General features: G+C 73.1%; 21 protein-coding genes. 9 read left to right on the top strand and 12 right to left on the bottom strand.

Translation table 11 applies throughout. From position 1 onward, the window contains the following. Positions 1-4: 4 nt before the first annotated feature. Together LTT61_RS08095 and LTT61_RS08100 are read right to left on the bottom strand one after the other, a co-directional pair. Positions 5-1,396 (bottom strand): replication-associated recombination protein A, encoded by a 1,392-nt coding sequence (locus tag LTT61_RS08095; protein ID WP_233019306.1) that lies wholly within the window; start codon positions 1,394-1,396, stop codon positions 5-7. A gap of 49 nt (positions 1,397-1,445) precedes the next feature. Then, positions 1,446-2,615, bottom strand: a complete 1,170-nt coding sequence (locus LTT61_RS08100; protein ID WP_233019307.1) for a phosphotransferase family protein — start codon at positions 2,613-2,615, stop codon at positions 1,446-1,448. A gap of 253 nt (positions 2,616-2,868) precedes the next feature. Here LTT61_RS08100 and LTT61_RS08105 point away from each other — a divergent pair, with 253 nt between their 5' ends. Beyond that, positions 2,869-3,726 carry a hypothetical protein gene (locus LTT61_RS08105; RefSeq protein WP_233019308.1) on the top strand — a complete coding sequence of 286 codons (858 nt, stop codon included), beginning with the start codon at positions 2,869-2,871 and terminating at the stop codon, positions 3,724-3,726. Between the two features lie 45 nt (positions 3,727-3,771). Here the strand turns inward: LTT61_RS08105 and aspS are convergent, their stop codons facing one another. Further along, positions 3,772-5,580 carry an aspartate--tRNA ligase gene (aspS, locus tag LTT61_RS08110; protein WP_233019309.1) on the bottom strand — a complete coding sequence of 603 codons (1,809 nt, stop codon included), beginning with the start codon at positions 5,578-5,580 and terminating at the stop codon, positions 3,772-3,774. 166 nt (positions 5,581-5,746) lie between these two features. Between aspS and LTT61_RS08115 the strand changes: the two genes are divergently transcribed. After that, complete coding sequence (locus tag LTT61_RS08115) at positions 5,747-6,667, top strand: neutral zinc metallopeptidase (protein WP_233019310.1); 921 nt, start codon at positions 5,747-5,749, stop codon at positions 6,665-6,667. Between the two features lie 54 nt (positions 6,668-6,721). Continuing rightward, on the top strand, positions 6,722-7,249 hold the full coding sequence (locus tag LTT61_RS08120; protein WP_233019311.1) for a hypothetical protein: 528 nt from the start codon (positions 6,722-6,724) through the stop codon (positions 7,247-7,249). Between the two features lie 58 nt (positions 7,250-7,307). Here LTT61_RS08120 and LTT61_RS08125 read toward each other — a convergent pair whose 3' ends face one another. Then, on the bottom strand, positions 7,308-8,957 hold the full coding sequence (locus tag LTT61_RS08125) for a hypothetical protein (protein ID WP_233019312.1): 1,650 nt from the start codon (positions 8,955-8,957) through the stop codon (positions 7,308-7,310). Beyond that, a complete protein-coding gene (locus tag LTT61_RS08130; RefSeq protein WP_233019313.1) occupies positions 8,954-9,271 on the bottom strand; it encodes a type VII secretion target in 318 nt (105 codons plus the stop codon). The genes LTT61_RS08125 and LTT61_RS08130 overlap by 4 nt, the downstream gene beginning before the upstream one ends. 137 nt (positions 9,272-9,408) lie before the next feature. Between LTT61_RS08130 and LTT61_RS08135 the strand changes: the two genes are divergently transcribed. From LTT61_RS08135 to LTT61_RS08150, 4 genes are all read left to right on the top strand, one after another. Continuing rightward, a complete protein-coding gene (locus LTT61_RS08135; RefSeq protein WP_233019314.1) occupies positions 9,409-10,422 on the top strand; it encodes an NAD-dependent epimerase/dehydratase family protein in 1,014 nt (337 codons plus the stop codon). 21 nt (positions 10,423-10,443) lie between these two features. After that, complete coding sequence (locus LTT61_RS08140; protein WP_233019315.1) at positions 10,444-11,457, top strand: Rv2578c family radical SAM protein; 1,014 nt, start codon at positions 10,444-10,446, stop codon at positions 11,455-11,457. A gap of 99 nt (positions 11,458-11,556) precedes the next feature. Beyond that, positions 11,557-13,494, top strand: a complete 1,938-nt coding sequence (locus tag LTT61_RS08145; protein ID WP_233019316.1) for a 2-oxoacid:acceptor oxidoreductase subunit alpha — start codon at positions 11,557-11,559, stop codon at positions 13,492-13,494. Further along, positions 13,491-14,543, top strand: coding sequence for a 2-oxoacid:ferredoxin oxidoreductase subunit beta (locus LTT61_RS08150; protein ID WP_233019317.1), 1,053 nt, complete (start codon positions 13,491-13,493; stop codon positions 14,541-14,543). The genes LTT61_RS08145 and LTT61_RS08150 overlap by 4 nt, the downstream gene beginning before the upstream one ends. A 28-nt stretch (positions 14,544-14,571) precedes the next feature. Here the strand turns inward: LTT61_RS08150 and LTT61_RS08155 are convergent, their stop codons facing one another. The 3 genes from LTT61_RS08155 to hisS form a co-directional block, all read right to left on the bottom strand. Continuing rightward, a complete protein-coding gene (locus LTT61_RS08155; protein WP_233019318.1) occupies positions 14,572-15,582 on the bottom strand; it encodes a malate dehydrogenase in 1,011 nt (336 codons plus the stop codon). A gap of 92 nt (positions 15,583-15,674) precedes the next feature. Then, complete coding sequence (locus tag LTT61_RS08160) at positions 15,675-16,385, bottom strand: hypothetical protein (protein WP_233019319.1); 711 nt, start codon at positions 16,383-16,385, stop codon at positions 15,675-15,677. A gap of 23 nt (positions 16,386-16,408) precedes the next feature. Next, a complete protein-coding gene (gene hisS, locus LTT61_RS08165) occupies positions 16,409-17,677 on the bottom strand; it encodes a histidine--tRNA ligase (RefSeq protein ID WP_233019320.1) in 1,269 nt (422 codons plus the stop codon). Positions 17,678-17,799: 122 nt separating this feature from the next. On the opposite strand from hisS, the gene LTT61_RS08170 reads away from it, so the two are divergent. Both LTT61_RS08170 and LTT61_RS08175 read left to right on the top strand, forming a co-directional pair. Beyond that, entirely contained in the window at positions 17,800-18,672 is an 873-nt protein-coding gene (locus LTT61_RS08170; protein ID WP_233019321.1) for a peptidylprolyl isomerase, read from the top strand. Between the two features lie 232 nt (positions 18,673-18,904). Beyond that, positions 18,905-19,462, top strand: coding sequence for a hypothetical protein (locus LTT61_RS08175; RefSeq protein ID WP_233019322.1), 558 nt, complete (start codon positions 18,905-18,907; stop codon positions 19,460-19,462). 37 nt (positions 19,463-19,499) lie between these two features. On the opposite strand, the gene LTT61_RS08180 is transcribed toward LTT61_RS08175, so the two are convergent. The 4 genes from LTT61_RS08180 to LTT61_RS08195 are packed head-to-tail and all read right to left on the bottom strand — an operon-like array spanning position 19,500 to position 24,044. Then, positions 19,500-19,886, bottom strand: a complete 387-nt coding sequence (locus tag LTT61_RS08180) for a DUF4913 domain-containing protein (RefSeq protein WP_067656873.1) — start codon at positions 19,884-19,886, stop codon at positions 19,500-19,502. Next, positions 19,886-21,730, bottom strand: a complete 1,845-nt coding sequence (locus LTT61_RS08185; protein ID WP_233019323.1) for a type IV secretory system conjugative DNA transfer family protein — start codon at positions 21,728-21,730, stop codon at positions 19,886-19,888. The genes LTT61_RS08180 and LTT61_RS08185 overlap by 1 nt, the downstream gene beginning before the upstream one ends. 32 nt (positions 21,731-21,762) lie before the next feature. Further along, positions 21,763-22,359 carry a hypothetical protein gene (locus tag LTT61_RS08190; RefSeq protein ID WP_233019324.1) on the bottom strand — a complete coding sequence of 199 codons (597 nt, stop codon included), beginning with the start codon at positions 22,357-22,359 and terminating at the stop codon, positions 21,763-21,765. Next, entirely contained in the window at positions 22,356-24,044 is a 1,689-nt protein-coding gene (locus LTT61_RS08195; protein ID WP_233019325.1) for a peptidoglycan DD-metalloendopeptidase family protein, read from the bottom strand. The genes LTT61_RS08190 and LTT61_RS08195 overlap by 4 nt, the downstream gene beginning before the upstream one ends. Positions 24,045-24,051 lie beyond the last annotated feature (7 nt).

The following is a 24,051-nucleotide window of genomic DNA, read 5'->3' on the forward strand; positions in this document are numbered from 1 at the left end:
CAGCCTACCGGCCCGGTTCATCCGATTTTCCGCTGCCCGGCCCGGTGCGCAGCCCGCGCACGATCCGGCGCAGTTTTCCGACCCTGGCGGCGACCTCGCGCTCGGCGCCGTGCTCGGTCGGCGCGTAGTAGTCGACGCCGACCAGCTCGTCCGGCGGGTACTGCTGCGCGAGCACCCCGCCGGGGTGGTCGTGCGGGTAGCGGTACCCCTGCGCGTTGCCGAGCCCGGCGGCGCCGGCGTAGTGCCCGTCGCGCAGGTGCGGCGGCACCGAACCGGCCTTGCCCGCCCCGACGTCGGCGAGCGCCGCGCCGATCGCCGCGACCACCGCCCCGGATTTCGGCGCGGTCGCCAGGTGGATGGTGGCCTGGGCCAGCGCCAGCTTGGCCTCCGGCATGCCGATCAGCTGCACGGCCTGCGCGGCGGCGATCGCGGTCTGCAGCGCGGTGGGGTCGGCCATGCCGACGTCCTCGCTGGCGTGCACGACGAGCCTGCGCGCGATGAACCGCGGGTCCTCGCCCGCGCTGATCATCCGGGCCAGGTAGTGCAGCGCGGCGTCCACGTCGGAGCCGCGGATGGACTTGATGAACGCGCTGATCACGTCGTAGTGCTGGTCGCCCGCGCGGTCGTAGCGCACGGCGGCCTCGTCCACGCTGGCCTCGACCAGCGCCAGGTCGACGGTGCCCCCGGTGGCCGACGAGGTCGCCGCCTCCAGCGCGGTGAGCGCGCGCCTGGCATCGCCCGCCGCGATCCGCACCAGGTGCTCCATGGCCTCGTTGGTGACGGTGTAGGCGCCGTCGAGGCCGCGCGGGTCGGCGAGCGCGCGCCGCAGCACCGCGCGGATGTCGTCCGGGGTGAGCGGGCGCAGCTGCAGCACCAGCGAGCGGGAGAGCAGCGGCGAGACGACGGAGAAGGAGGGGTTCTCGGTGGTGGCGCCGACCAGCAGCACGATCCGATTCTCCACGGCGGCGAGCAGCGCGTCCTGCTGGGGCCGGGAGAAGCGGTGCACCTCGTCGATGAAGAGCACGGTCTGCTCGCCCGCGGTGAGCCTGCGCCTGGCCAGCTCGATGACGCCGCGCACCTCCTTGACCCCGGCCGACAGCGCGGAGAGCGCCTCGAAGCGGCGGCCGGTCGCGGTGGAGACCAGCGAGGCGAGCGTGGTCTTCCCGGTCCCGGGCGGGCCGTAGAGCAGCACCGATGCCGCACCGGAGCCCTCGACCAGGCGGCGCAGCGGGGAGCCGGGGCCGAGCAGGTGCTGCTGGCCGACCACCTCGTCCAGCGTCTCCGGACGCATCCGGACGGCGAGCGGAACCAGCTTGCCCGCACCGCGGAATTCGACGGCGGCGAATTCCGGCTCGGCGGCCGCCGATCCGGGCACGTCGAACAGCCCCTCGCTCATGGGTTCGACCGTACCGGCCGGGTCTGACGCGGCTCCGCGAGCCGAGCGGTCAGACCGACCAGCGCTCCTCCAGCGTCGCGGAGACCCGCTCGGCGAAATCGCCGACGTGGTCGTCACCGATGCAGCGGGCGTCCTCGGCCAGCGCGGCCCACCGGTTGATCAGCGCCTCCGAGCGCGGCACCGAGAGGCCGTGCTGGCGGGCGGCGGCGATCCGCAGGTGGTCGACGGGCAGGAACCAGTAGGTGCTCAGCCACACCCAGATGAGCCTGGCCTCCAGGATCCGCTCGGCCAGCATCGCGTCGTCGGCGAGCGCGGGCCAGACCCCGACCACCTCGGAGCGCCAGGCCTCGATCATCTGCTGCCCCCGCTTGCGGGAGAGCTCGATGTCGCAGAGGCAGCCGGGGAAGGAGACCAGCGCGTACGCGACATCCAGCGAGGCGTCCCGGAAGCCGCCCCACTCGTAGTCGAGGAACCGCGCGCCCTCCTCGTTCAGGATGACGTTGTCCGGGCACAGGTCCGAGGGGCTGAAGGCGCGGAAGCGGCCTGCGCTGAAGAGCCGATTGCCGCGCACGATGCGCTCGGCGATCTCACCGGGCACGTCGACGCCGAGCTCGCGCTCTAGCATGCCGGGCACCTCGGAGACGGCGGCCTGCGCCTGCTGGGCGATGCCGTCCATCCGGTGCACCACGTCGACCCGGCGCAGCAGCGCGACGAAATCGGCCTCCCGGCCGACGGTCGCGGCGTGCATCCGGCCGAGCGCCTGCGCGTACGCCATCAGGCTGTTGTGCGTGGCGGTCTGGGTGCCCGCGCGCAGCACGTGGGTCATCTTGGCGTTCTCGCCGAGGTCGCTGAGGATCAGCAGCCGGGCGGGCAGGTCGTAGGCGACCAGGTAGGCGCCGGGGCGGTGCTCCCGGCTGAGCGCGGTGGTGAACTGGTAGGAGACGGCCTCGCGCAGGAAGGCGGAGTCGCCGCCTGCGACCCCGGGCACCACACTGCCCGGCACGCCGGGCGCACCGGAGCCGTTCACCTGCTTGACGATCAGCGTGCGCGGTAGCGAGAACGCGTTCTCCGCGACGCGGACCCGCAGAACCGTGGTTCTGCCGCTCCCGCCGAGTTCGGTCGGGTCACTCAGCTTCACCGGAGCACCCATTCGCTTCGTGAGCAAATGTTGCGCTGCGGCCACGACTTCGGCGGCGCGTTCGGCCAATAGTGCGGTCATCGTCTCTCAAAGTACTCGCATCGGGTCACTTTCAGCGAGCGGTTCGACAACCTTTCCGCGTCGCCCGGCGTGTCCCGCGCGGTGACCGCGCGACACGCGCCGCCGTGCTTGACATCGCCCGCGCGAGTCGGGTTGTCACGATCTGGACCGCGGTGTGGCACACCATGATCCGACCTTCGGCGTGGGCACGCCATCTCCGCGTAGGCTTGGCGTTCCGCCGCCACCGCCCCCGTGTCGAAAGGGTCTCCGGACGATGACCGACAGTTACGGCCAGCCCGGCTCGCAGCCTCAGGGTACCGGGCCGAAGCACTCCGCGCCGCAACCCGCGCCCCCCGGTTACGATCCCGGACCGGACGGTCCGGGTTACGGGGGTCCGGCATACGGCCCGCAAGGCACCGGGCCGGACCCCACCGAGCAGATGTACAGCGGCTCCGGCGCCAGCGCCTACCCGGACGACCGGCCGCAGTACGGCTACGAGAACCGCGCGCCGGAGGCGCTCGACGTCGGCCGGGCGATCAGCTACGGCTGGGAGAAGTTCCGCGCCGACATGCCGACCTGGATCGCGATCTCGGCGCTCGGCGTCCTGCTCTACCTGGTGTTCGTGCTCGTGGTCCGGGTCTTCGAGCCGACCTCGCTCTTCGCCGTGCTGCTGCTGTTCCTGGTGCTGATCGTCGGCGTCTGGGTGCTGCAGGCGGCCATGATCCGCGGCGCGCTCTACGAATGCGACGGGCACCGGCCCACTTTCGGGGCGTTCTTCCAGTACCTGAACACCGGCAACGTGGTGCTCACCGCGCTGCTCGCCTTCACCCTGACCCTGCTGGCCTCGGCGTTCTGCCTGCTGCCCGGGATCGTGGTCGGCGTGCTGTGCATGTTCTCGCTGCACTTCGTGATCGACCAGGACCTCGGGCCGTTCGCCGCGCTGCGGGCCAGCGCGGGGCTGGTGGTCGGCAACCTCTGGCCGGTCGTGCTGCTGACGCTGGCCGTGCTGGTGATCACCGTCCTCGGGCTGCTCGCCTGCGGGCTCGGGCTGCTGCTGGCGTTCCCGATCGCCACCCTCGCCGTGACCTACGCGTTCCGCACCCTGACCGGCGGCGCGCTCTCGCCGGTCTGACCGCCCCGTCCGGGCGGCGGTCCGGCGACCGCCGCCCGGGTTCACTCAGCCCTGCTGCGCGGCAGCGGCGACGCCGTTGCCCTTCGCCTTGTCCTTCTCCGGCTTGGCGTCCAGCCCGGCCTCCCTGCGCTGCTGCGGGGTGATCGGGGCGGGCGCGTCGGTGAGCGGGTCGACGCCGTTGCCGGTCTTCGGGAAGGCGATGACCTCGCGGATCGAGTCGAGCCCGGCCAGCAGCGCGACGATCCGGTCCCAGCCGAAGGCGATGCCACCGTGCGGCGGGGCGCCGAAGGCGAAGGCGTCGAGCAGGAAGCCGAACTTCTCCCGCGCCTCCTCCGGCTCGATGCCCATCACCGCGAAGACCCGCTCCTGCACGTCGCGGCGGTGGATGCGGATGCTGCCGCCGCCGATCTCGTTGCCGTTGCAGACGATGTCGTAGGCGTAGGCGAGCGCCGCGCCCGGGTCGGTGTCGAAGGTCTCCAGCGACTCCGGCTTCGGCGAGGTGAAGGCGTGGTGCACGGCGGTCCAGGCCGAGTGCCCGAGCGCGACGTCGCCGCCCGCGGTGGCGTCGGCGGCCGGCTCGAAGAGCGGGGCGTCCACGATCCAGACGAAGGACCAGGCGTTCTCGTCGATCAGCCCGACCTTGCGCGCGATCTCGCCGCGCGCCGCGCCGAGCAGCGCGCGCTGCGCCTTGGCTGGCCCGGCCGCGAAGAAGACGCAGTCGCCGGGCGCCGCGCCGACGTGCGCGGCCAGCCCGGCCCGCTCCTCCGCGCTGAGGTTCTTGGCCACCGGCCCGCCCAGCTCGCCGTCCGCGCCGACCAGCACGTAGGCCAGCCCCTTGGCGCCGCGCTGCTTGGCCCACTCCTGCCAGGCGTCCAGCTGCCGCCGCGGCTGGCTCGCGCCGCCCGGCATGACGACCGCGCCGACGTACGGCGCCTGGAACACCCGGAACGGGGTGTTCGCGAAGTACTCGGCGCACTCGGTGATCTCGACGCCGAAGCGCAGGTCCGGCTTGTCCGAGCCGTAGCGCCGCATGGCCTCGGCATAGGTCATGTGCGGGATCGGGGTCGGGATCTCGTAGCCGATCAGCTTCCACAGCGCGGCCAGGATCTCCTCGGCGAGCAGGATCACGTCCTCCTGCCGGACGAAGCTCATCTCCAGGTCGAGCTGGGTGAACTCGGGCTGCCGGTCGGCGCGGAAATCCTCGTCCCGGTAGCAGCGCGCGATCTGGTAGTAGCGCTCGATCCCGCCGACCATGAGCAGCTGCTTGAAGAGCTGCGGGCTCTGCGGCAGCGCGTAGAAGCTGCCCGGCTGCAACCGCGCGGGCACCAGGAAGTCGCGCGCGCCCTCGGGCGTGGAGCGGGTCAGCGTCGGCGTCTCGACCTCGATGAACTCGTGCCCCGCCAGCACCGAGCGGGCGGCGGCGTTGGCCTTCGAGCGCAGCCGGATCGCGTGCGCGGGAGTGTCCCGCCGCAGGTCGAGGTAGCGGTACCTGAGCCGGGTTTCCTCGCCGGGCTGCTCGTCCAGCTGGAACGGCAGCGGGGCGCTCTCGTTCAGCACCTCCAGCTCGGTGACGTCGATCTCGATCGCGCCGGTCGGCAGCTCCGGGTTCTCGTTGCCGTCCGGCCGCTGCGCCACCGCGCCGGTGATCCGCACGCAGTACTCGGCGCGCAGCCGGTGCGCCTGCCCGGCGGCCTCACCCTGCCGGAACACCGCCTGCACCACCCCGGAGGCATCGCGCAGATCGATGAAGATCACGCCGCCGTGGTCCCGCCGCCGGGCCACCCATCCGGTGAGGGTGACGGTCTGGCCGGCGTGCTCGCTTCGCAGCGAGCCGGCCAAGTGGGTGCGCAGCACGGGGTTCCTTTCGACGGGGTCCGGGCACCGGTAGGGCGTGACCAGTGCGGTAGCCATCGTAGTGAGACCCGCCGAGCGAGGGGAAACCGATATCCGTCCACCCCGACCGGGTATAGCCGTGCCAAGCTGTACCGGCGCGCGGGCAGTTCGAACAGAAAGCGACGACATGACCTTCAACGAGGGCCTGCAGATCGACCCGAATCGAGCCTCCAGCGGCGGGCCGGGGCGGGGCGGCAAGATCGCGCTCGGCGGTGGCGCGGGCGGCATCATCCTGGTGGTGCTGGCGCTGCTGCTCGGCGGCGATCCCGGCTCGATCCTCGGCCAGTTCACCGGCGCGGGCGGCACCGAGGGGCAGAGCGCCACCGAGGGCACCCCGGAGCACTGCAAGACCGGCGCGGACGCGAACCGCTACGTGGACTGCCGGGTGGTGCTCACCGCACAGAGCCTGGACGCGGTCTGGACCGAGCAGCTGCCCGCGCAGGCGAGGGTGCAGTACGAGCAGCCCAAGCTGACGCTCTTCACCGGCGCGGTGAGCACCGGCTGCGGCAACGCCACCAGCGAGGTCGGCCCGTTCTACTGCCCCGCCGACAACAACGCCTACTTCGACACCTCGTTCTTCCAGGAGCTGGTGGACCGGTTCGGCTCCAGCGGCGGCCCGCTGGCCCAGGAGTACGTCGTCGCGCACGAGGTCGGGCACCACATCCAGACCCAGCTCGGCGATATCGCCAGGGCGCAGAACGACCCGCAGGGCGCCGAGTCCGGCGCGGTGCGCACCGAGCTGCAGGCCGACTGCTACGCCGGGCTCTGGGCGCACTACGCCGACAAGACCCCGGCGCCGGGCAGCGACACCCCGTTCCTGAAGCCGCTCACCGAGACCGATATCAAGGACGCGCTCTCCGCGGCGGCGGCCGTCGGCGACGACCGGATCCAGCGGGCCTCGCAGGGCCGGGTGAATCCGGAGGCGTGGACGCACGGCTCCTCGGACCAGCGGCAGAAGTGGTTCCTCACCGGGTACCGAACCGGCCAGTTGGCTGCGTGCGACACCTATTCGGCGCGAAACCTGGACAACCCCCCTGCCCTGCGCTGACCATCGTCTGCGGCCGGGAACCCTCCCGAAGCCGTTCCGAGAGAAGGACACACGATGCGACGAGCACTGCTGCTGCCGGTGCTGCTGATCTCCGCCCTGCTCGGCGGGGCGGGCACGGCACACGCCGAGCCCGCGACGCCGAGCGCAACGCCACCCTCCGCCACCATCCCGCTGCTCACCCTGACCGCCATCCCGAACGGCTGGCAGACCAGGGTGGACCTGCGCCCCGAGCTGCAGGTGTACGCCGACGGCCGCGCGGTGCGGGTGCCGGACGCCATCGCCACGGACCGCGGGCCGGACGCCGCGCCGCACGAGGTCGAGGGAACGGTCCCGGCGGACGTCCTGAAGGCGGCGGTGAGCGAGACGGCGGAGCTGGCGGAGCTGGACCTCGGGCTGCCGTCCGTCTCCGACCAGGGCTCGCGCATCATCGACGTGATGCCGGAGCGAGACGCCGAAGCGGTGCACGCCATCGTCTACGCCCCCGGCTTCACCGACGGGCTGAACGACGACCAGAAGAAGGCGCGGGACCGCTTCGACCGGCTCTACCGGAAGGTGCTCGACGCCTTCCAGGAGAAGCGCTGAGCTGATCCGGGGCGGGCGCCCGCCCGCCCCGGAGGCTCAGAACCGGTCCCGGGCCGGGTCAGAACTGGTCCTGGTCGTAGTCGGTGCCGAACAGCTCGTCGGTGTGCGTCGCCCCGATCACCTCGGGCGTCGACTCCCCGAGCGGGCCGGTGAGGTCGTCGTTGCCGGTCCGGCTCTGGTACGGCTGCACGTTCCGGCCGTGCTCGTCGTCGCCGCGCTGCCCCGCGCCAGCCGCGCCGCCCGCACCGCCCATGAAGCCGGACGAGCCCGAAGTGGAGGTCGCCGTCGTGCTCGGCACGCCCGTGGCCAGCGGGGTTCCGGACACGCCAGGCACCCCGCGCATCGGCGAGACGACCGCGTTCGGCATCGGGGTCGCCGCCTTCGGCGTCACGGTGCTGCTCGGCGTCCCCGGGCTGTATCCGGGGGTGCCGGAGCGGGTCGGCGAGCCGGGCACGATGCCGGGCGTGCCGGGGGTGCCAGGGGTGCCGCTCGGCGTCACCGAGGCCGGGGTGGTCGAGGCGGGCGTCGTACCGGGCAGGGTCGGGGTGTCCAGCCCGGCGGCGGTGGTCGCCGACTCCACCCCGTCCTTGGCCTGCGACATGATCGGCTCGGCGATGTTCTGCATCACCGCCTGCGCCACCTCCTGCGGCGCGGGCCCGCCGCCGGGCGCGATCAGCTGGTTGACCGCGGCCGTGAGCTCGGCCGTCTTGCCCGCCAGGTCGCCGCGGGTGGCGTTGGCCACCGCCACCGCCTGGCCCAGGTGCTCGGTGGCGGTCGCCATCAGCGTCGCCTGCGCGGGCGGGGTCACGATCACCGGGGCGAGCGCGACCGCCTGGCCGGCGAGCGAGGAGGCGATGCCGAGCAGCTGCGCGTTGCCCTGCTGCACGGCGGACGCGGCGCGCTGGGTGATCTCGGAGATGTCGATCCCGCGCTGGCTGGTCTCGGTGCCCTGGTTCTGCGCCTGCTGCCCCACCACCTGCGCGTTGCGCGCGGCCTGGCCCTGCCACAGCTGGTCGACGGTCGTGAGACTGCCCTTGGCCACCTGCATCGCGGTGTCGATGACCTTGGAGGAGGCGCTGAGGATGGCGGTCGGGTCGAGCGCGCCGAGCACGCCGGTGCCGAAGCTGCCGAGCAGATCCAGGATCGGCTTCATGAGCAGGTCGACGCCGGGCAGCGCGGGCAGCGCGAGCCCGTTGAGCAGCGCGCCGACCGGGTCGGCGGGCAGCGCGGGCAGCGCCGCGGCGGGGGCGCCGGTGTCGCCGCCGCCGAGCAGCCCGCTGTCCCGCGCGGCCTGCTGCACGCCGCTCGCGACCGGCGCCACCGCCGCGCCGAGCGCCGAACTCGCCTGCTGCGCCAGCTGATTCGCGCCGTCCAGCGCCCCAGCGGCGGTGCCGAGCATGGCGTCGGCCCCGCTCGCGACCTCGGGCGGCAGCCCGGCGAGCACGTCCTGCGCGCCGTCGCCGGTGCCCTGCCCGGAGAGCCCGGACAGCCCGCCAGGCAGCGCCGAGGTGACGCCCGGCTCGTCCGAGATCCGCTGCGAGAGCACGAATTCGGGCGCCTCGACGGGCTCGAGGTCGGCGGGCAGCTGCGGCAGCACCACGTCCTGGATCGCGTAGCGCGACGGGTCGATGGTGGCGGTGAGCGCCTCGTGCGCGTACTGCTCCGGCTCCGCGGCCGGGCCGATCACGCCGGTGTCCAGCGGCCTCACTGCGCGCCCCCGATCGCGCCGAGCCCGGCCGCGCTGGCGATCTCCTGGCCGTCGAAGGCGGCCGCCGCGTTGAACGCGGAGTTCGAGAGTTTGCCGACCTTCCCCGAGAGGTCGTTGATATCGCGGGCCTGCAGCACCTGCGCGGCCGCGAACATGACCAGGTAGTCGGCCCCGATCAGGCCGAAGACCGGTGTCAGCGCAGACACATTGGCCACCGCGTCGAAATTCCCCGCCCCGGCGATCTGTGCCGCCGCCCCGGCATTCGTCGCGGCGAAATCCCGCACCCCGTCGGTGTCCACCGAGAGATCGGTCATCCGAGTTGCCCCCCAACATCGTCGTACACGTTCGTCGGCTCAATATAACGCAGAGCCCTGCGCCGATTCAGCCTGCCGAAGGCCCGAAAAAAGTAGAACGTGTTGCAATTTAGAACAAGTTCTATATTGTCGTCGCCATGAAGGTCGCAGTGACCGGCGCCGCGGGATACCTCGGCTCCAACCTCCTCCCCCTGCTCACCGACCGCGATCACCAGGTGATCGCCGTCGACCGTGCCGTTCCCGCCGAGCCCGCCGCCGACGGCGTCACCTGGGTGGGCGCCGACGTGCTGAACCCGGACGCCGTGCGCGCCGCGATCGACGGCGCCGAGGTCGTCTACCACCTGGTCGCGGTGATCACCCTGGCCGACCGGAACGATCTGGCCTGGCGGGTGAACACCAGGGGCGTCCGGGTGGTCGCCGAGGCCGCGCTCGCGACCGGCGCGCGGCGGCTGGTGCATGCCAGCTCCATCCACGCCTACGACCAGTACGGGTGCGGCGGCCGGATCGACGAGAGCTCGGGGCGCTCCACCGACCCGGGCCTGCCGGTCTACGACCGCTCCAAGTGGGCGGGCGAGCAGGAGTTGCGCGCGGTGATCGAGCGGGGGCTGGACGCGGTGCTCTGCAACCCGACCGGCGTCTACGGCCCCGCGGACAACGGCACGCCGCTCTCCCGGATCAACCGGACGCTGCGCGACGCCGCCCGCGGCCGGATCCCGGCCATGATCGACGGCGCCTTCGACCTGGTCGACGTGCGCGATGTCGCGCACGGGCTGATCCTGGCGGGCGAGCGCGGCCGCACCGGAGAGAACTACCTGCTCGGCGGCGAGATGGTCCGGATGCCGGAGCTGTGCCGGACCGCCGCGCGCGCGGGCGGCACCCGCGGGCCGCGCTTCACCATCCCGGCCCGCCCGATCGAGCGGGCGATCCCGCTGCTGGCCCCGCTCGGCAAGCTGCTCAAGACCGACGTCGTCTCGAAGGCCGCGCTCGGCGCGCTGGTCTCCGCCCCCGAGGTCGATCACAGCAGGGCAAGCACGGAACTCGGATATCAGCCGCGGCCGATGACCGAAACAGTCTCCGACCTGGTGCGCTTCTTCGCCGACGGCACCCTCCCGCCTCGTCAGGCCCCCGCGGACACGCTTGACACCGCCTAGAACGGGTGTTCGACTGATGGCGTGCGGTGGCAGGGGCAGTCCCTCGACGCGGACGACGGCGCGCTACCCGGGCTGAGCCGGGCCGACTTCGTCCGCACCGTCCGCACGCCGGAATTCGAGGGGATCACCTTCCACGAGGTGCTCTGCAAGAGCGCGCTCAACGAGGTTCCGGAGAGCTCGAAGCTGCCGTTCCGCTGGACGGTGAACCCCATCCGGGGCTGCTCGCACGCCTGCCGCTACTGCTTCGCCCGCCCGACGCACGAGTACCTCGAGCTGGACGCGGGCGCGGATTTCGATTCCCAGCTGGTGGTGAAGACCAACGTGGCGGCGGTGCTCCGGCGCGAGCTGCGCCGCAAGTCCTGGCGCCGCGAGCCGGTGGCGCTCGGCACCAATACCGACCCCTATCAGCGCGCCGAGGGCCGGTACCGGCTGATGCCGGGCATCATCCGGGCGCTCGCCGCCTCCGGCACGCCGTTCTCGGTGCTCACCAAGGGCACCCTGCTGCGCCGGGACCTGCCGCTGCTCGCCTCGGCTGCGGGCGAGGTGCCGGTGCGGATCGCGGTCTCGCTCTCGATGCTCGACCCGGAGCTGCACCGCGGCCTGGAGCCGGGCACCCCGGCGCCGAAGGCGCGGCTCGAGCTGATCGCCGCGCTGGCCGACGCCGGGTTCGCGGTGAACGTCATGGTGGCGCCGGTGATTCCGTACCTCACCGACGGCAGCGAGCAGCTGGACGCGCTGTTCGGCGCGCTGGCGCGGGCCGGGGCGGAGTCGGCGACCGCCTTCCCCATGCACCTGCGCGGCAGCACCAGGGGCTGGTTCCTGGGGTGGGTGGCCGAGCACCACCCGGCGCTGCTGCGCCGCTACCGGCAGCTGTACGGGCGCGGCGCCACGGTCTCGCCGGAGTACGCGAGCTGGCTGCGCGGGCGGGTCGACCCGCTGCGCGAGCGGCACGGGCTGGCGCGCGACAGCACCGCCGGCACACCGGTGCAGCGGCCCGAGCCGGGGCCCGACCCGCAGCTCGCGCTCTTCGGCTGAGCCGGTACCCGCGAGTACGCCGGACGGCGCCGCCCCGCGGGAGTACCTTGGCGGTTGCGCCCCGAGCACCACTCGACGACGAGGACGGTGAGGCAGGCAGTGACTGTGCCCCCCGAGCATCCGGCGGAGGCCCGCGGGCCGACCCAGCTGGACCGCGTCGTCATCCGCTTCGCCGGTGATTCCGGCGACGGCATGCAGCTCACCGGGGATCGCTTCACGCACGAGGCGGCGGCCTTCGGCAACGACCTCGCCACCCAGCCCAGCTTCCCGGCCGAGATCAGGGCGCCACAGGGCACGCTGCCAGGGGTGTCGTCGTTCCAGATCCAGATCGCCGACCACGACATCCTCAGCGCGGGCGACCAGCCCGACGTGCTGGTCGCCATGAACCCGGCCGCGCTCGCCGCCAACCTGGCCGAGCTGCCGCGCGGCGGCACCGTCATCGTGGACACCGACGAATTCACCCGGCGCAACCTGGCCAAGGCCGGGTACGCCGAGAGCCCCCTCGACGACGGCACTCTCGGCGACCTGGTCGTGCACCGGGTGCCGATGACCGCGCTCACCGCGGGCGCCACCGAGGCAGCGGGCGCGGGCAAGAAGGACGGCAAGCGGGCGCGCAACATGTTCGCGCTCGGGCTGCTCTCCTGGATGTACGGCCGCCCGATCGGCGGCACCGAGCGCTTCCTGCGGGAGAAGTTCGCGCAGCGGCCGGAGATCGCGGAGGCGAACCTGCTCGCCTTCCGGGCCGGGTTCGCCTACGGCGAGACCACGGAGAGCTTCGCCACCACCTTCCATATCGCCCCGGCCGCGCTCCCCGCGGGCACCTACCGGCAGATCACCGGGAACACCGCGCTCGCCTACGGCATCGTGACCGCGGGCAGGCTGGCCGGGATCCCGGTGTTCCTCGGCAGCTACCCGATCACCCCGGCCTCGGACATCCTGCACGAACTGAGCAGGCACAAGGCGTTCGGCGTCACCACCTTCCAGGCCGAGGACGAGATCGCGGGAATCGGCGCGGCGCTCGGGGCCGCGCTCGGCGGCGCGCTCGGGGTCACCAGCACCTCCGGCCCCGGGCTCGCGCTGAAGAGCGAGACGATCGGGCTGGCGGTGATGACCGAGGTCCCGCTGGTCGTGATCGACGTGCAGCGCGGCGGCCCCTCCACCGGGCTGCCCACCAAGACCGAGCAGGCCGACCTGCTGCAGGCGCTGCACGGCCGCAACGGGGAGTCGCCGGTGCCGGTGCTGGCCCCGCGCTCCCCCGCCGACTGCTTCGGCACCGCGATCGAGGCGGCCCGGATCGCGCTCACCTACCGCACCCCGGTGCTGCTGCTCTCCGACGGCGCCATCGCGAACGGCTCGGAGCCGTGGGCGATCCCGCGCGTCGCCGAGCTGGAGCCGATCGACCCCGGCTTCGCCGCAGCCGAGCCCGGGCGCGAGTTCCTGCCCTACGCCCGCGACCCGGAGACGCTGGCCCGCCCGTACGCGGTGCCGGGGACCCCGGGGCTGGCGCACCGGATCGGCGGGCTGGAGAAGGCCGACGGCACCGGCGACATCTCCTACGACCCGGCCAACCACGACCTCATGGTCCGGCTGCGCCGGGCCAAGATCGACGGCATCGCGGTGCCCGACCTGGAGGTGGACGACCCGGACGGCGCCGCCGAGGTGCTGCTGATCGGCTGGGGCAGCTCGTACGGCCCGATCGGCGAGGCCTGCCGGCGGGCCCGCCGCCGCGGCCGCGCGGTCGCGCACGCGCAGCTGCGCCACCTCAACCCGTTCCCGGCGAACCTCGGCGCGGTGCTCGGCCGGTACCGCACGGTGGTGGCGCCGGAGCTGAACGGCGGGCAGCTGGCGCTGCTGCTGCGCGCCCGCTACCTGGTGGACGTGGTGCCGTGGACGAGGACCACCGGCACCGCCTTCCCCACCGCGGAGCTGACCGGGGTGATCGACGCCGCGCTGGACGGCTCGATCCGGGACCTGGAGCGGGACAAGGACGTCGCCGCCCGCGCGCGGGCGACCTACCGGACCGGGGGCGACCGATGACGACCACCGGCGGGCACACCGGGCTCGCGCACGTGCCGCTGGCGCTGACCCCGCAGCAGGCGAAGGACTACGCCACCGACCAGGAGGTGCGGTGGTGCCCCGGCTGCGGCGACTACGTCATCCTGGCGACGGTGCGCGGCTTCCTCGCCGAGCTCGGGCTGCGCCGGGAGAACCTGATGTTCGTCTCCGGGATCGGCTGCTCCAGCCGCTTCCCGTACTACCTGGACGCCTACGGCATCCACTCCATCCACGGCAGGGCGCCCGCCATCGCCACCGGGCTCGCGGTGACCAGGCCGGAGCTCTCGGTGTGGGTGGTGACCGGCGACGGCGACGCGCTCTCGATCGGCGGCAACCACCTGATCCACGCGCTGCGGCGCAATGTGAACCTGACGATCCTGCTGTTCAACAATCGGATCTACGGGCTCACCAAGGGCCAGTACTCGCCGACCTCGGAGCCGGGGACGGTCACCAGGTCGACGCCGCTCGGCTCGGTGGACCACCCCTTCGACACGCTGGCGCTCGCGCTCGGCGCGGACGCGAGTTTCGTCGGCCGGGCGCTGGATTCGGATCGGGCCGGGCTCACCGAGGTGCTGCGGGCGGCGGCCGCGCACCGGGGCGCCGCCTTCGTGGAGATCCTGCAGGACTGCCCGATCTTCAACGACGGCTCGTTCGACGCGCTGCGCCGCGAAGAGGCGCCGCGGCGCCTGATCCCGCTCCGGCACGGCGAGCCGCTGCGCTTCGGCGCCGAGCGCGAATTCGCCGTCGTGCGCTCGGGTTTCGGGCTCGCGGTGGCGCGGGCGGACGAGGTGGGCGACGTCGAGGTCGTCGTGCACGACGCGCACAGCGCCGACCCGGGGTACGCGCACGCCCTTGCCCGGCTCGGCGACCAGCGGCTGAACCACGTCGTCACCGGGGTGCTGCGCGACGTCACGCGGCCGACCTACGACGACGGGGTGCGGGCCCAGCTCGCCGCCGCCGGAGAGCCGGGCGATCTGCAGACCCTGCTGGACGGCCCCGAGACCTGGAGCGTCGGCCCGGCCGCGCACTGACCGCCGTTCGGCCGGGGACCGGGACCGATCAATCCTTCTTGGCGAAGCCGAGGTCGACCACCGCGGAGCGCTCCTGCGCGAGTTCGGCGACGCTGCGGTCGATCCTGGCCCGGGAGAAGTCGTCGATCTCCAGGTCGGGCACGATCCGGTACTCGCCGTCGGCGCAGGTCACCGGGAAGGAGCTGATCAGCCCCTCCGGCACGCCGTAGGAGCCGTCCGACGGCACCGCCATGGAGGTCCAGTCGCCCGGCGCGGTGCCGAGCACCCAGTCGTGGATGTGGTCGATGGCGGCGCTCGCCGCGCTGGCCGCGGAGGAGGCGCCGCGCGCCTCGATGATCGCGGTCCCGCGCTGCTGCACGGTCGGGATGAAGTCGCGCTCGACCCAGGCCGGGTCGGCGATCACCGCGCGGGCGTCCCGGCCGCCGATGGTGGCGTGCGTGATGTCCGGGTACTGGGTGGCGGAGTGGTTGCCCCAGACCGCGACGCGGGCGATCCCGGCGGCGGGCACCCCGGTCCTGCGGGCCAGCTGGGCGAGCGCGCGGTTGTGGTCGAGGCGGGTCATGGCGGTGAAGCGCGCGGCGGGAACGTCGGGGGCGTTGCTCGCGGCGATGAAGGCGTTGGTGTTGGCCGGGTTGCCGACCACGAGCACCTTGACGTCGTCCGCGGCGACGGCGTTGATCGCGGCGCCCTGCTCGGTGAAGATCGGGCCGTTGGCGGCGAGCAGGTCGCCGCGCTCCATGCCCGCGGTGCGCGGCCGCGCGCCGACCAGCAGCGCGATGTTCGCCCCGGCGAAGCCGGTCCACGGGTCGTCGCTGATGTCGACCGACTCCAGCAGCGGGAAGGCGCCGTCCTCCAGCTCCATCGCGACGCCGGCGAGCGAGGCGACCGCCGCCGGGATCTCCAGCAGCCGCAGCCGCACCGGCGTCCGCGCGCCGAGCATGGCGCCGGAGGCGATCCGGAAGAGCAGCCCGTAGGCGATCTGGCCCGCGCCGCCGGTGACGGCGACGGTCACCGGAGCGGTGCGATCGGTGCTGGTCACGACGGGGCTCTCCTGTTCAGCGGGGTACACGGACGCTCCAACCCTACTGAGGCTCACTGCCGCGGGCCGCCGAAGGTGAGCGAGCAGACAGCTCAGACCAGGCCGGCGATCTCCCGGTCGCTGAGCACCACGGCGCGCCGGTGCCCGGCGTCCAGCGCCGCCCGCACCGCGCGGTAGAGCGGGCGCTGCTCCAGCGGGGCGTCGCGCGCCTCGGCGCGCAGCTGCGCCACCAGCACCGAGGAGAGCGCCAGCGCCGCCGCCAGCGGGGCGGCGGCGAGCGCGTCGGCGAGGCCGCGCAGCCCGAGCAGCGGCAGCTCCCGGCCGCGCGCCTCGCCCGCCTCGGCGCCGGGGCCGCCGGTGTAGAGCGCGAGCGGAACGGTGATCGCCGGACCGCCCGCGGTGACCCGCAGCGCGACCCGGCTGATCCGGCCGGGCAGCACCAGCACCGCGACCTCGGTGGCCGCCGCCGCGTCCACCCGCCGCTCGCCGAGCAGCGTGCGGGCGTGGATCACCCCGCCCGCCAGCCACATCCGGCGACGGCGCAGCGCCGCGACGGTGAGCACGGTCGGCGCCGCGATCACCAGGAACACCGCCAGCGCCGGCGCCGGGCCGAGCAGCACCGCGGCCAGCAGCGCCGCGACCAGCCCGATGCCCGCCGCGACCGCGGCGAGCCTGCGCAGCATCGGGGCGTACGCCTCGGGCTCGACCAGATCCAGCCCCACCGGGGGCCGGGCCGGGGCGGGCGCGGGCTTCGGGGCCGCGTCGTCGGGGGCGGCGTCCTCGGGGGCGGCGTCCTCGTTCATCCGGGGCTCTCTCCTTTTCCGGCTCAGCCGAGCCGATCCCGCAGCACGCCGGCCACCTCGGCCAGCGGCACCTGCCGCTGCTCCCCGTCGGCCAGGTTCTTCACCCCGATCGTGCCATCGGCGAGGTCGCGATCGCCGAGGACGAGCGCGAACCGCGCGCCGGAGCGGTCGGCGGCCTTCATGGCGCCCTTCACGCCGCGCCCGCCGTAGGCGAGGTCGACCCGGATCCCGGCCCCGCGCAGCTCCCCGGCCAGCACCACGAGCCGCTGCTTGGCGGCGTCGCCGAGCGGCACCCCGTAGACGTCGCAGCGGGCCGGGTTGCCCACCTCCCTCCCCTCCGCGCGCAGCGCCAGCACCGTGCGGTCGACGCCGAGGCCGAAGCCGATCCCGGAGAGCTCCAACCCGCCGAGCTGCGCCATCAGCCCGCCGTAGCGGCCGCCGCCGCCGATGCCGGACTGCGCGCCGAGGCCGTCGTGCACGAACTCGAAGGTGGTCTTGGTGTAGTAGTCCAGGCCGCGGACCATGCGCGGGTTCACCACGTACGGCACGCCGAGCGCGTCCAGGTGGCCGAGCACCTGCTCGAAGTGCGCCTTGGCCGATTCGGACAGGTGGTCGAGCATGAGCGGGGCGTTCGCGGTCAGCTCGCGGACCTCGGGGCGCTTGTCGTCGAGCACGCGCAGCGGGTTCAGCCGGGCGCGGCGCTTCGTCTCCTCGTCCAGCGGCAGCCGGAGCAGGAACTCCTGCAGCAGCTCGCGGTAGCGCGGGCGGCAGGTGTCGTCGCCGAGCGAGGTGAGCTCGAGCCGGAAGCCGGTGAGGCCGAGGCCGCGGAACCCGGCGTCGGCGACGGCGATCACCTCGGCGTCCAGCGCCGGGTCGTCCACCCCGATCGCCTCCACCCCGACCTGCTGCAGCTGGCGGTACCGCCCGGCCTGCGGCTGCTCGTAGCGGAAGAAGGGGCCCGCGTAGCAGAGCTTGACCGGGAGCTGGCCGCGGTCGAGGCCGTGCTCGATCACCGCGCGCATGACGCCGGCGGTGCCCTCCGGGCGCAGCGTGACGCTGCGCTCGCCGCGGTCGGCGAAGGTGTACATCTCCTTGCTGACCACGTCGGTGGACTCGCCGACGCCGCGCGCGAAGAGCCCGGTGTCCTCGAAGATCGGCAGCTCCACGTGCCCGTATCCGGCCAGCCGGGCTGCCCCGACCAGCCCGTCGCGCACGGCGACGAACTCGGCCGAAGCGGGGGGCAGGTAGTCCGGGACTCCCTTGGGCGCGGAGAAGCTGCTGGTCTTGGTCACGGTCGTCCAGTTTCCTCCACCCGGTGCCGCCGAGTCCAACCGGTTCCGCACAGGCGGGAGCCGTCTCAGGAAGGGATGGCACACTCGTATGCCGGAAGTCACGGAAACGGGAGGATCTGCCAGTGCCGAGCAACGAACAGCGCCGGGCCGCGGCGAAGCGGAAGCTGGAACGCCAGCTGGCCAACCGGGCGGAGCGGGCGCGCAAGCGCAGGCGGCTGACGATCGCGGGGTCGGTACTCGGAGTCGTGATCGTCGCCGCGGCCGGCGTCGGCGTCTACTTCCTCACCAGGGGCGACGACAGCACCGCCGACCAGGCCGACGCCTCGCTCTCCAGCACCCCGGTCGCCGGCGAGCTGCCCGCCGCCAAGCCGAAGGCCGCGACCGTCGACTGCGCCTACCGCGACAGCGTCAAGCCCGCGGACAAGCCGGTGCAGAAGCCGAGCAAGACCACCGGCATCCCCACCACCGGCGCCGACGCCACGCTGAGCATGAGCATCGACACCAACCAGGGTCCGATCGGCGTCACCCTGGACAACGCGGCCTCGCCGTGCACCGTCAACAGCTTCGCCAGCCTGGCGAGCCAGGGCTTCTACGACGGCACCGACTGCCACCGCCTCACCGCGGGCGAGGGGCTGAAGGTGCTGCAGTGCGGCGACCCCACCGGCACCGGAAGCGGCGGCCCCGGTTACGAGTACGACAACGAGTACCCGACCGACCAGTACGACCAGATGGATCCCGCCGCGGGCGAAGCCGTCCCGTACAAGCGCGGCGTACTCGCCATGGCCAACGCGGGGCCGGGCACGAACGGCAGCCAGTTCTTCCTGGTCTACGGCGATTCCCAGCTCCCGCCGCAGTACACGATCTTCGGGCAGGTCGACGACGCGAGCATGCCGACGCTGGACCGGATCGCCGCGATCGGCACGAACGACGCCGGTGGCCCCGGCGACGGCGCGCCGAACCAGCCCATCACGCTGAACACCGTCCAGATCGACTGAGACCACCCGGTACCGGCTGTCGCTTTTGCGGAGATCGATGGCGGGGAACGCGCCGATGGCGCGCACATTCGTGGGCGAATCCTGTAACCTCGACTGAGGAGCATTCTCGGTCGCGGGACCTGAAGGGAGTTCCGCCGGTAGCGATTTGCCTACCGAGTGGTCCCTCACAGGTCCCGCGACGTTCGTCTGGTGCACCACCACATCAGATAACTGCGGCATCGGGGAGCCAGCCATGGCCGAGGAACTGGACGATATCGGCAAAGAGACCGCCGCGGTGATGCGGACCATGTTGCAGATCGCGACGCTGGTCGCGCTCCGCACCAGGGAGCGCGGTCAGAAGGAAGCCGAAGCCCGCGTCAAGGTCACCGAAGCCAGGATGAAGGAGGCCAGGGAGCTCCAGGTCCGCGAGGCCAGGGAATCCAAGGCCAAGGATCCGCGCAATGTCGAGCTGAGCCGGTTGATGGATCGGGCGCCGACGCCGGCCAAGGGGCTCTCGCTGGAGAAGGACCGGCTCTCCGCCGAGCGCGACTCCGTCGGCATGGCCGCGGCCGAGTCCGCCATCGCGGCGACACCGACGATCCGCTACGACTCCGCCGAGCGGCGCAGCGCCATCGCGCAGCACCTCGAACGGCTCGGCGTGGCACCGGAACTCGCCGCGGTGCGGATGCTGGTCGAGATGGGCCACGGCGCCCCGCCGGAGGAGGCGGTGCGCACCCGCCCGGACGCACCCTCGGTGCAGCGCGGCGGGCGCGAACAGGATCCGCGCGGCCTCCAGCGCACCCGCAACTGAACCCGGTCGCCGGGCGGCGCGCCGCCCGGCGACGGCATCAGATCCGGTACTCGCCCAGCGTGGGATCGGCGAAGACGCCCTGCTGCGGCGATTTCACCGGCAGCGGATTGAGCATGTCCTTGTGCCCGTTGCGCACACTGCAGTACTTGAACGGCCCGCGCGGGTCGAAGAGCTTCGCCATGTGCGGATCGGCGTGGTCGAGGAACCACACGCTCATCCCGGTCGCGCCGTCCAGCCGGTAGTGCTCCCAGGCGCGCCACAGCGCGTCCAGCCGGGCCCACGCCTCGGCGTGCTTGAACCACTCCGGGCACCAGACGGTGTCGCCCAGATCGGTCACCTGGCGCCGGTACACGACACTCAGGTAGTTCTCCACGAATTCGACCACGGTCGCGTGGACCATGGGCTGCTGCTGCTGCGGTTCCATCACAGCGGCCGCACCTCCTCGATCTGCCCCTGATCCTCACCGGCGATCTTCTTGTCGAACGACGGCGAACCGTAGAGGTCGGTGATCTCCGTCTTGCGCTGCGGATCGTGCCGCGAGATGGAGTTCTTCACCTCGGCAGCGTACTCGCTCTCCCACCACGGCACGGTTCGAACGAGTACCGGCGGCGCGCCGGAGGCGAAGACGATGATCCGGCCGCGCGGCAGCTGGGCCAGCGCCTGCACACTGAACGTGGTGGACGAACCCAGCGAGCGGGAGAAGCTCTTGCCGCCACTGGATTCCGAGACCGACTGCGAGATGGCGTCGTGCGAGCCGATCGCCTCGGAGCGTTCGCGCAGGAAGTTGGTGTCGTCAACCCCGCTTCCGAGCACCTTGATGTTCGCGGCCGCCCAGAGCGCGTTCATCCCGGCCTCGCCCCAGCAGCGCACGCCCTGCGCCCAGGACTGCAGCACCGTCATGACGACGATGCCGCGCGAGCCGAAGTGGCTGTACTGCTTGGGCAGATCCTTCCAGCGCACCACGTTCGCGGCCTCGTCGAGCACCGCGAGCAGCGGGACCGGCAGCCTGCCGCCGCGCGACTTCGACGCCTTGCGCATCGCCACGTCGATCACCGCCTCGGTGAGCGCGCTCACCAGCGGCGACGCGGAGCCGCGGCCCTCGAGCGAGAGGCTGTAGAGGGTGCCGTTGCCCTCCAGGAAGGCCAGCTCGTCGAATTCGCGCCGGTCGTCGCCGCGCGACACCCACGGGTGCACATTGGAGAGCTTGAGGCAGCGCACCATCTTCTTGGCGGTGCCGAAGATGCCGCTCTGCGTGCGCGGGTCGGCGTTGTACTGGGACGACAGGCCGGAGGCGGTGAAGTGGTGCCTGGCCCGGCGCAGCAGCTCGATGGGCTCGGTGTCGAGCGGGTTGGTGACCCACTCCCAGATCTGGGTGATCGCCCGCGGGCCGTTCTCGTCACCGACCGCGGCGGCGAGGAAGAGCCCGGCGAGCAGATCCTCGGCCTCCGGGTCGAAGAAGGCGTCGCCCTTGGCGTCCTCGCCGTCATCGCCGTCGGCGAAGTGCCCGGCCAGCCGGGCGGCGCGCATCTCGCAGCCCTCGTGCGCGGCGTCGATCCACTTCAGCGGATCCCAGAACCAGGTCGGCTCCTCCCCCGCCACGCCCTGCGGGTCGAAGACGAAGGTGCGGCTGCCCTTGGCCTCCCGGACGTCGCGCGTCGCGTCGACGACATCGCGCTTGTTCGAGGTGGCCAGCACCGGGCCGATGGCGGTGAGGATGGCCGGGATCACCCGGGAGGTGGACTTGCCCTGCCGCGGCCCCCAGATGTCCAGGTGCAGATCCTCGTACGAGCCGTAGAGCATGACGCCGTCGGCGACCCCGATGCCGATCGGCACGCCCGGGCTGTGGCCCGGCTCCAGCCGGGTGCCGAGCTGCTCGGCCTTGGCCCGCACCCCCGCCTCGGTGAGCGCGGCGATGGCGCCGCCGTTGCCCATCTTGTCGGCCTTGTCGTCCACCCCGAGCCGCCCGACCGCCGCCTTCTTCGCCCGGCGCTTGCGCAGCACAACGAAGGCGATCACCAGCGCGATCACCAGCAGGATGAGCGCGGTCGTCGCCGGCGGCCAGCGGAGCCGGGGTTCCTTCGCCCCGATCAGCTGGAGCACGATGTCGATCGGGTTGAACGGCATCTCCTGCGGCGGCGACACGAACCAGTTGCCGAGGTGCAGAGCGAGATACACCGTGCCGAAGACCGCGAAGCCCGCGTAGACGGCGTACAGCCCGAGGTCGGGCCCGACCTCGGCCGGGTCCTGGACCACGTTCTTCTTAGCCATGCGCTCCTCCGGACTCTGTGATGAAACGGGGGTCAGCGGAAACCGTCGAGCCGCCAGCCGTCGGCGGTGCGCACCACGGTGGCGATCACGGTGGCCGGCGGCAGCTGCTCCTGCCTGCCGTTCCGGTACTCGACGGTCTGCTCGATTCCGATCTTGAACTGTTGCACGTTCGGGTCCGCCGCCGCGGGCGGGCGCTCCCCGGAGGCGAAGGTGAAGGCCCGCACCGTTGCTCCCGCGGCGGCCCACTCCCCCCACTGCAGGGTCGGCTTCGGCCCGTCGGCGGCGGGGGCCTCCGCGGTGCGGATCAGGCTGGGGCCGAGGAACTTCCTGGCCCGCGCGAGCGAATCGCCCGGCGCCTCGGCGGCCGGGTTCCAGGTGTAGATCTCGCGCAGCGCCGCGACCGCGACACCGTCCGGGGTGACCGGGTCCGGCGCCGGGGCGGCCTCGAGCAGCCGCGTGGTCGAAGTCGCCCGGCTCGCCGCGCCGGGCGCGGACGAATCCGGTTCCCGGCCGCCGCAGGCCGCGAGCAGCACCGCGATGCCCGCCATCAGCACCACCACCAGCGTCGCGCGTGAATTCCCCTTGCCCATCCAGGGTAACGCGTCCGCGCACCTCGGCCGAGTATTCACAGCACCCTCCTCGCCCTGGCATCGCCGGGCACCGGCACCTCGGTGACGCCGCCGCCCTGACCGTTCGCCCCCGGTACCGCCTGCAGCATGCTGCCGTTCCCGGCGTACACCCCGACCTGCGCGGGGCCGCGCGAGCCGAAGCCGCTGAACACCAGGTCGCCGGGGGCGGCCTTGGCGAGCGGCACCTCGGAGCCCGCCTCCCACTGCTGTTCGGCGGTGCGCGGCAGCGTCACCGTGCCGGTGGAGGCCGCGAAGACCGCGGCCGCGGTCAGCCCGGGCCCGTCCAGCCCGCCGCTGCTCGGGCCCTGCGGCCCGCCGCCGCCCCAGACGTACGGGGTGCCGAGCCATTCCCGCGCGGCGGCGAGCACCTGTGCGGTGCCGCCGCCCTCCTCCGGGGTGAAGCGGCCGTTCGAGCCGGGATCACGGTACTCCGGCTCCATCGTGAGGATATTGCGCACGTAGGGCGCGGTTTCCGAGAGGTGCGCGGCGTACTGGTTCGGCATGCCGCCGGAGGCGAGCACCGCGCCCTCGCCCGCGTTGTAGGCGGCCAGCGTGAGCGGGACGACGTCGCCGCGCACCCGGCCCTCCGCGATCCAGCCGTTGATCTTGCCCGCGATGGCGCACATGTAGCGGCCCTGGCCGATGATGGCGTCGCCGTCGTCCCACACGCTGGCGGTGCCGTTGCCGTCGGCGTCGATGACGTAGGGCTGGCCGTCGTCCGGGTTGGTCGAGGCGGCGGTGCCAGGCAGGAACTGCGCCAGCCCCTGCGCGCCCGCGGGCGAGGTCAGCCCGCGCCGAAAGCCGGACTCCTGCCTGGCCTGCGCGGCCAGCAGCGACGGGGTGATCTCCGGGCAGAGCGAGCCCGCCCTGCGGTACCAGATCTCCAGCTCGGCCGGGACCTTGCCGTCGGCCAGCGCGCCGCCCGCGCTGCCGAAGCCGCGGCTGCATCGCGGGTCGGCCGAGTAGGCCCGCGCGCCACCGACATCCGGGGTCGGCGCGCCGTCCAGCCAGGGCATCGGGTCGATCTGCCTGCCCCCGGTGAAGCGGCCGCCCGGCACCACCTCGAAATGCAGGTGCGGGCCGCTGGACTCGCCGTTCGAGCCGACCGCGCCGATGGGCTGGCCCGCGCGCACGGTCTCGCCGACCGCGACCCCGACGCCGCTGTCCCACATGTGGCCGTAGACCGCGGAGTAGCCGCGGCCGTTGGTGTCCACCGAGTCGACGACGATCCAGTTGCCGAAGCCGGAGGCGGGGCCCGCGGCGACCACCCGGCCGTCGGCGACCGAGTAGATGGGGGTGCCGTCGGTGGCGGCGAAGTCGACGCCGCGGTGCCCGCCGCCGCGGGTGCCGAAGGTATCGGAGACCGAGTAGGTGCCGGTGGCCAGCGGCAGCGTGCGGCGCAGCGGGCCCGCGCCCGCGGCGAGCGAGGGGGTCCCGGTGGCGGACGGGTTCGCCGCGGGAACATTCTCGGCGTTCGCCGCGCCGGTGCCGTCCGGGGCGGCGGTGGCGCCCGCGCGCGGGTCGCCGGGGGCGTACCCGCCGAGCGGCGGGAGCACCGAGGCGGAGCCGAGCACGCTCGCGTCCGCGCACGGGTCCTCGGCGGCGGGCAGCACGATCACCAGGACGATCGTGATGAGCCCGATGACGCTGCCCAGTGCGAAGTAGAGGATGCTGCGCGCGTTCACCGAGGGC

The sequence above is a fragment of the Nocardia asteroides genome, assembly GCF_021183625.1.
Lineage (GTDB): Bacteria > Actinomycetota > Actinomycetes > Mycobacteriales > Mycobacteriaceae > Nocardia > Nocardia asteroides_A.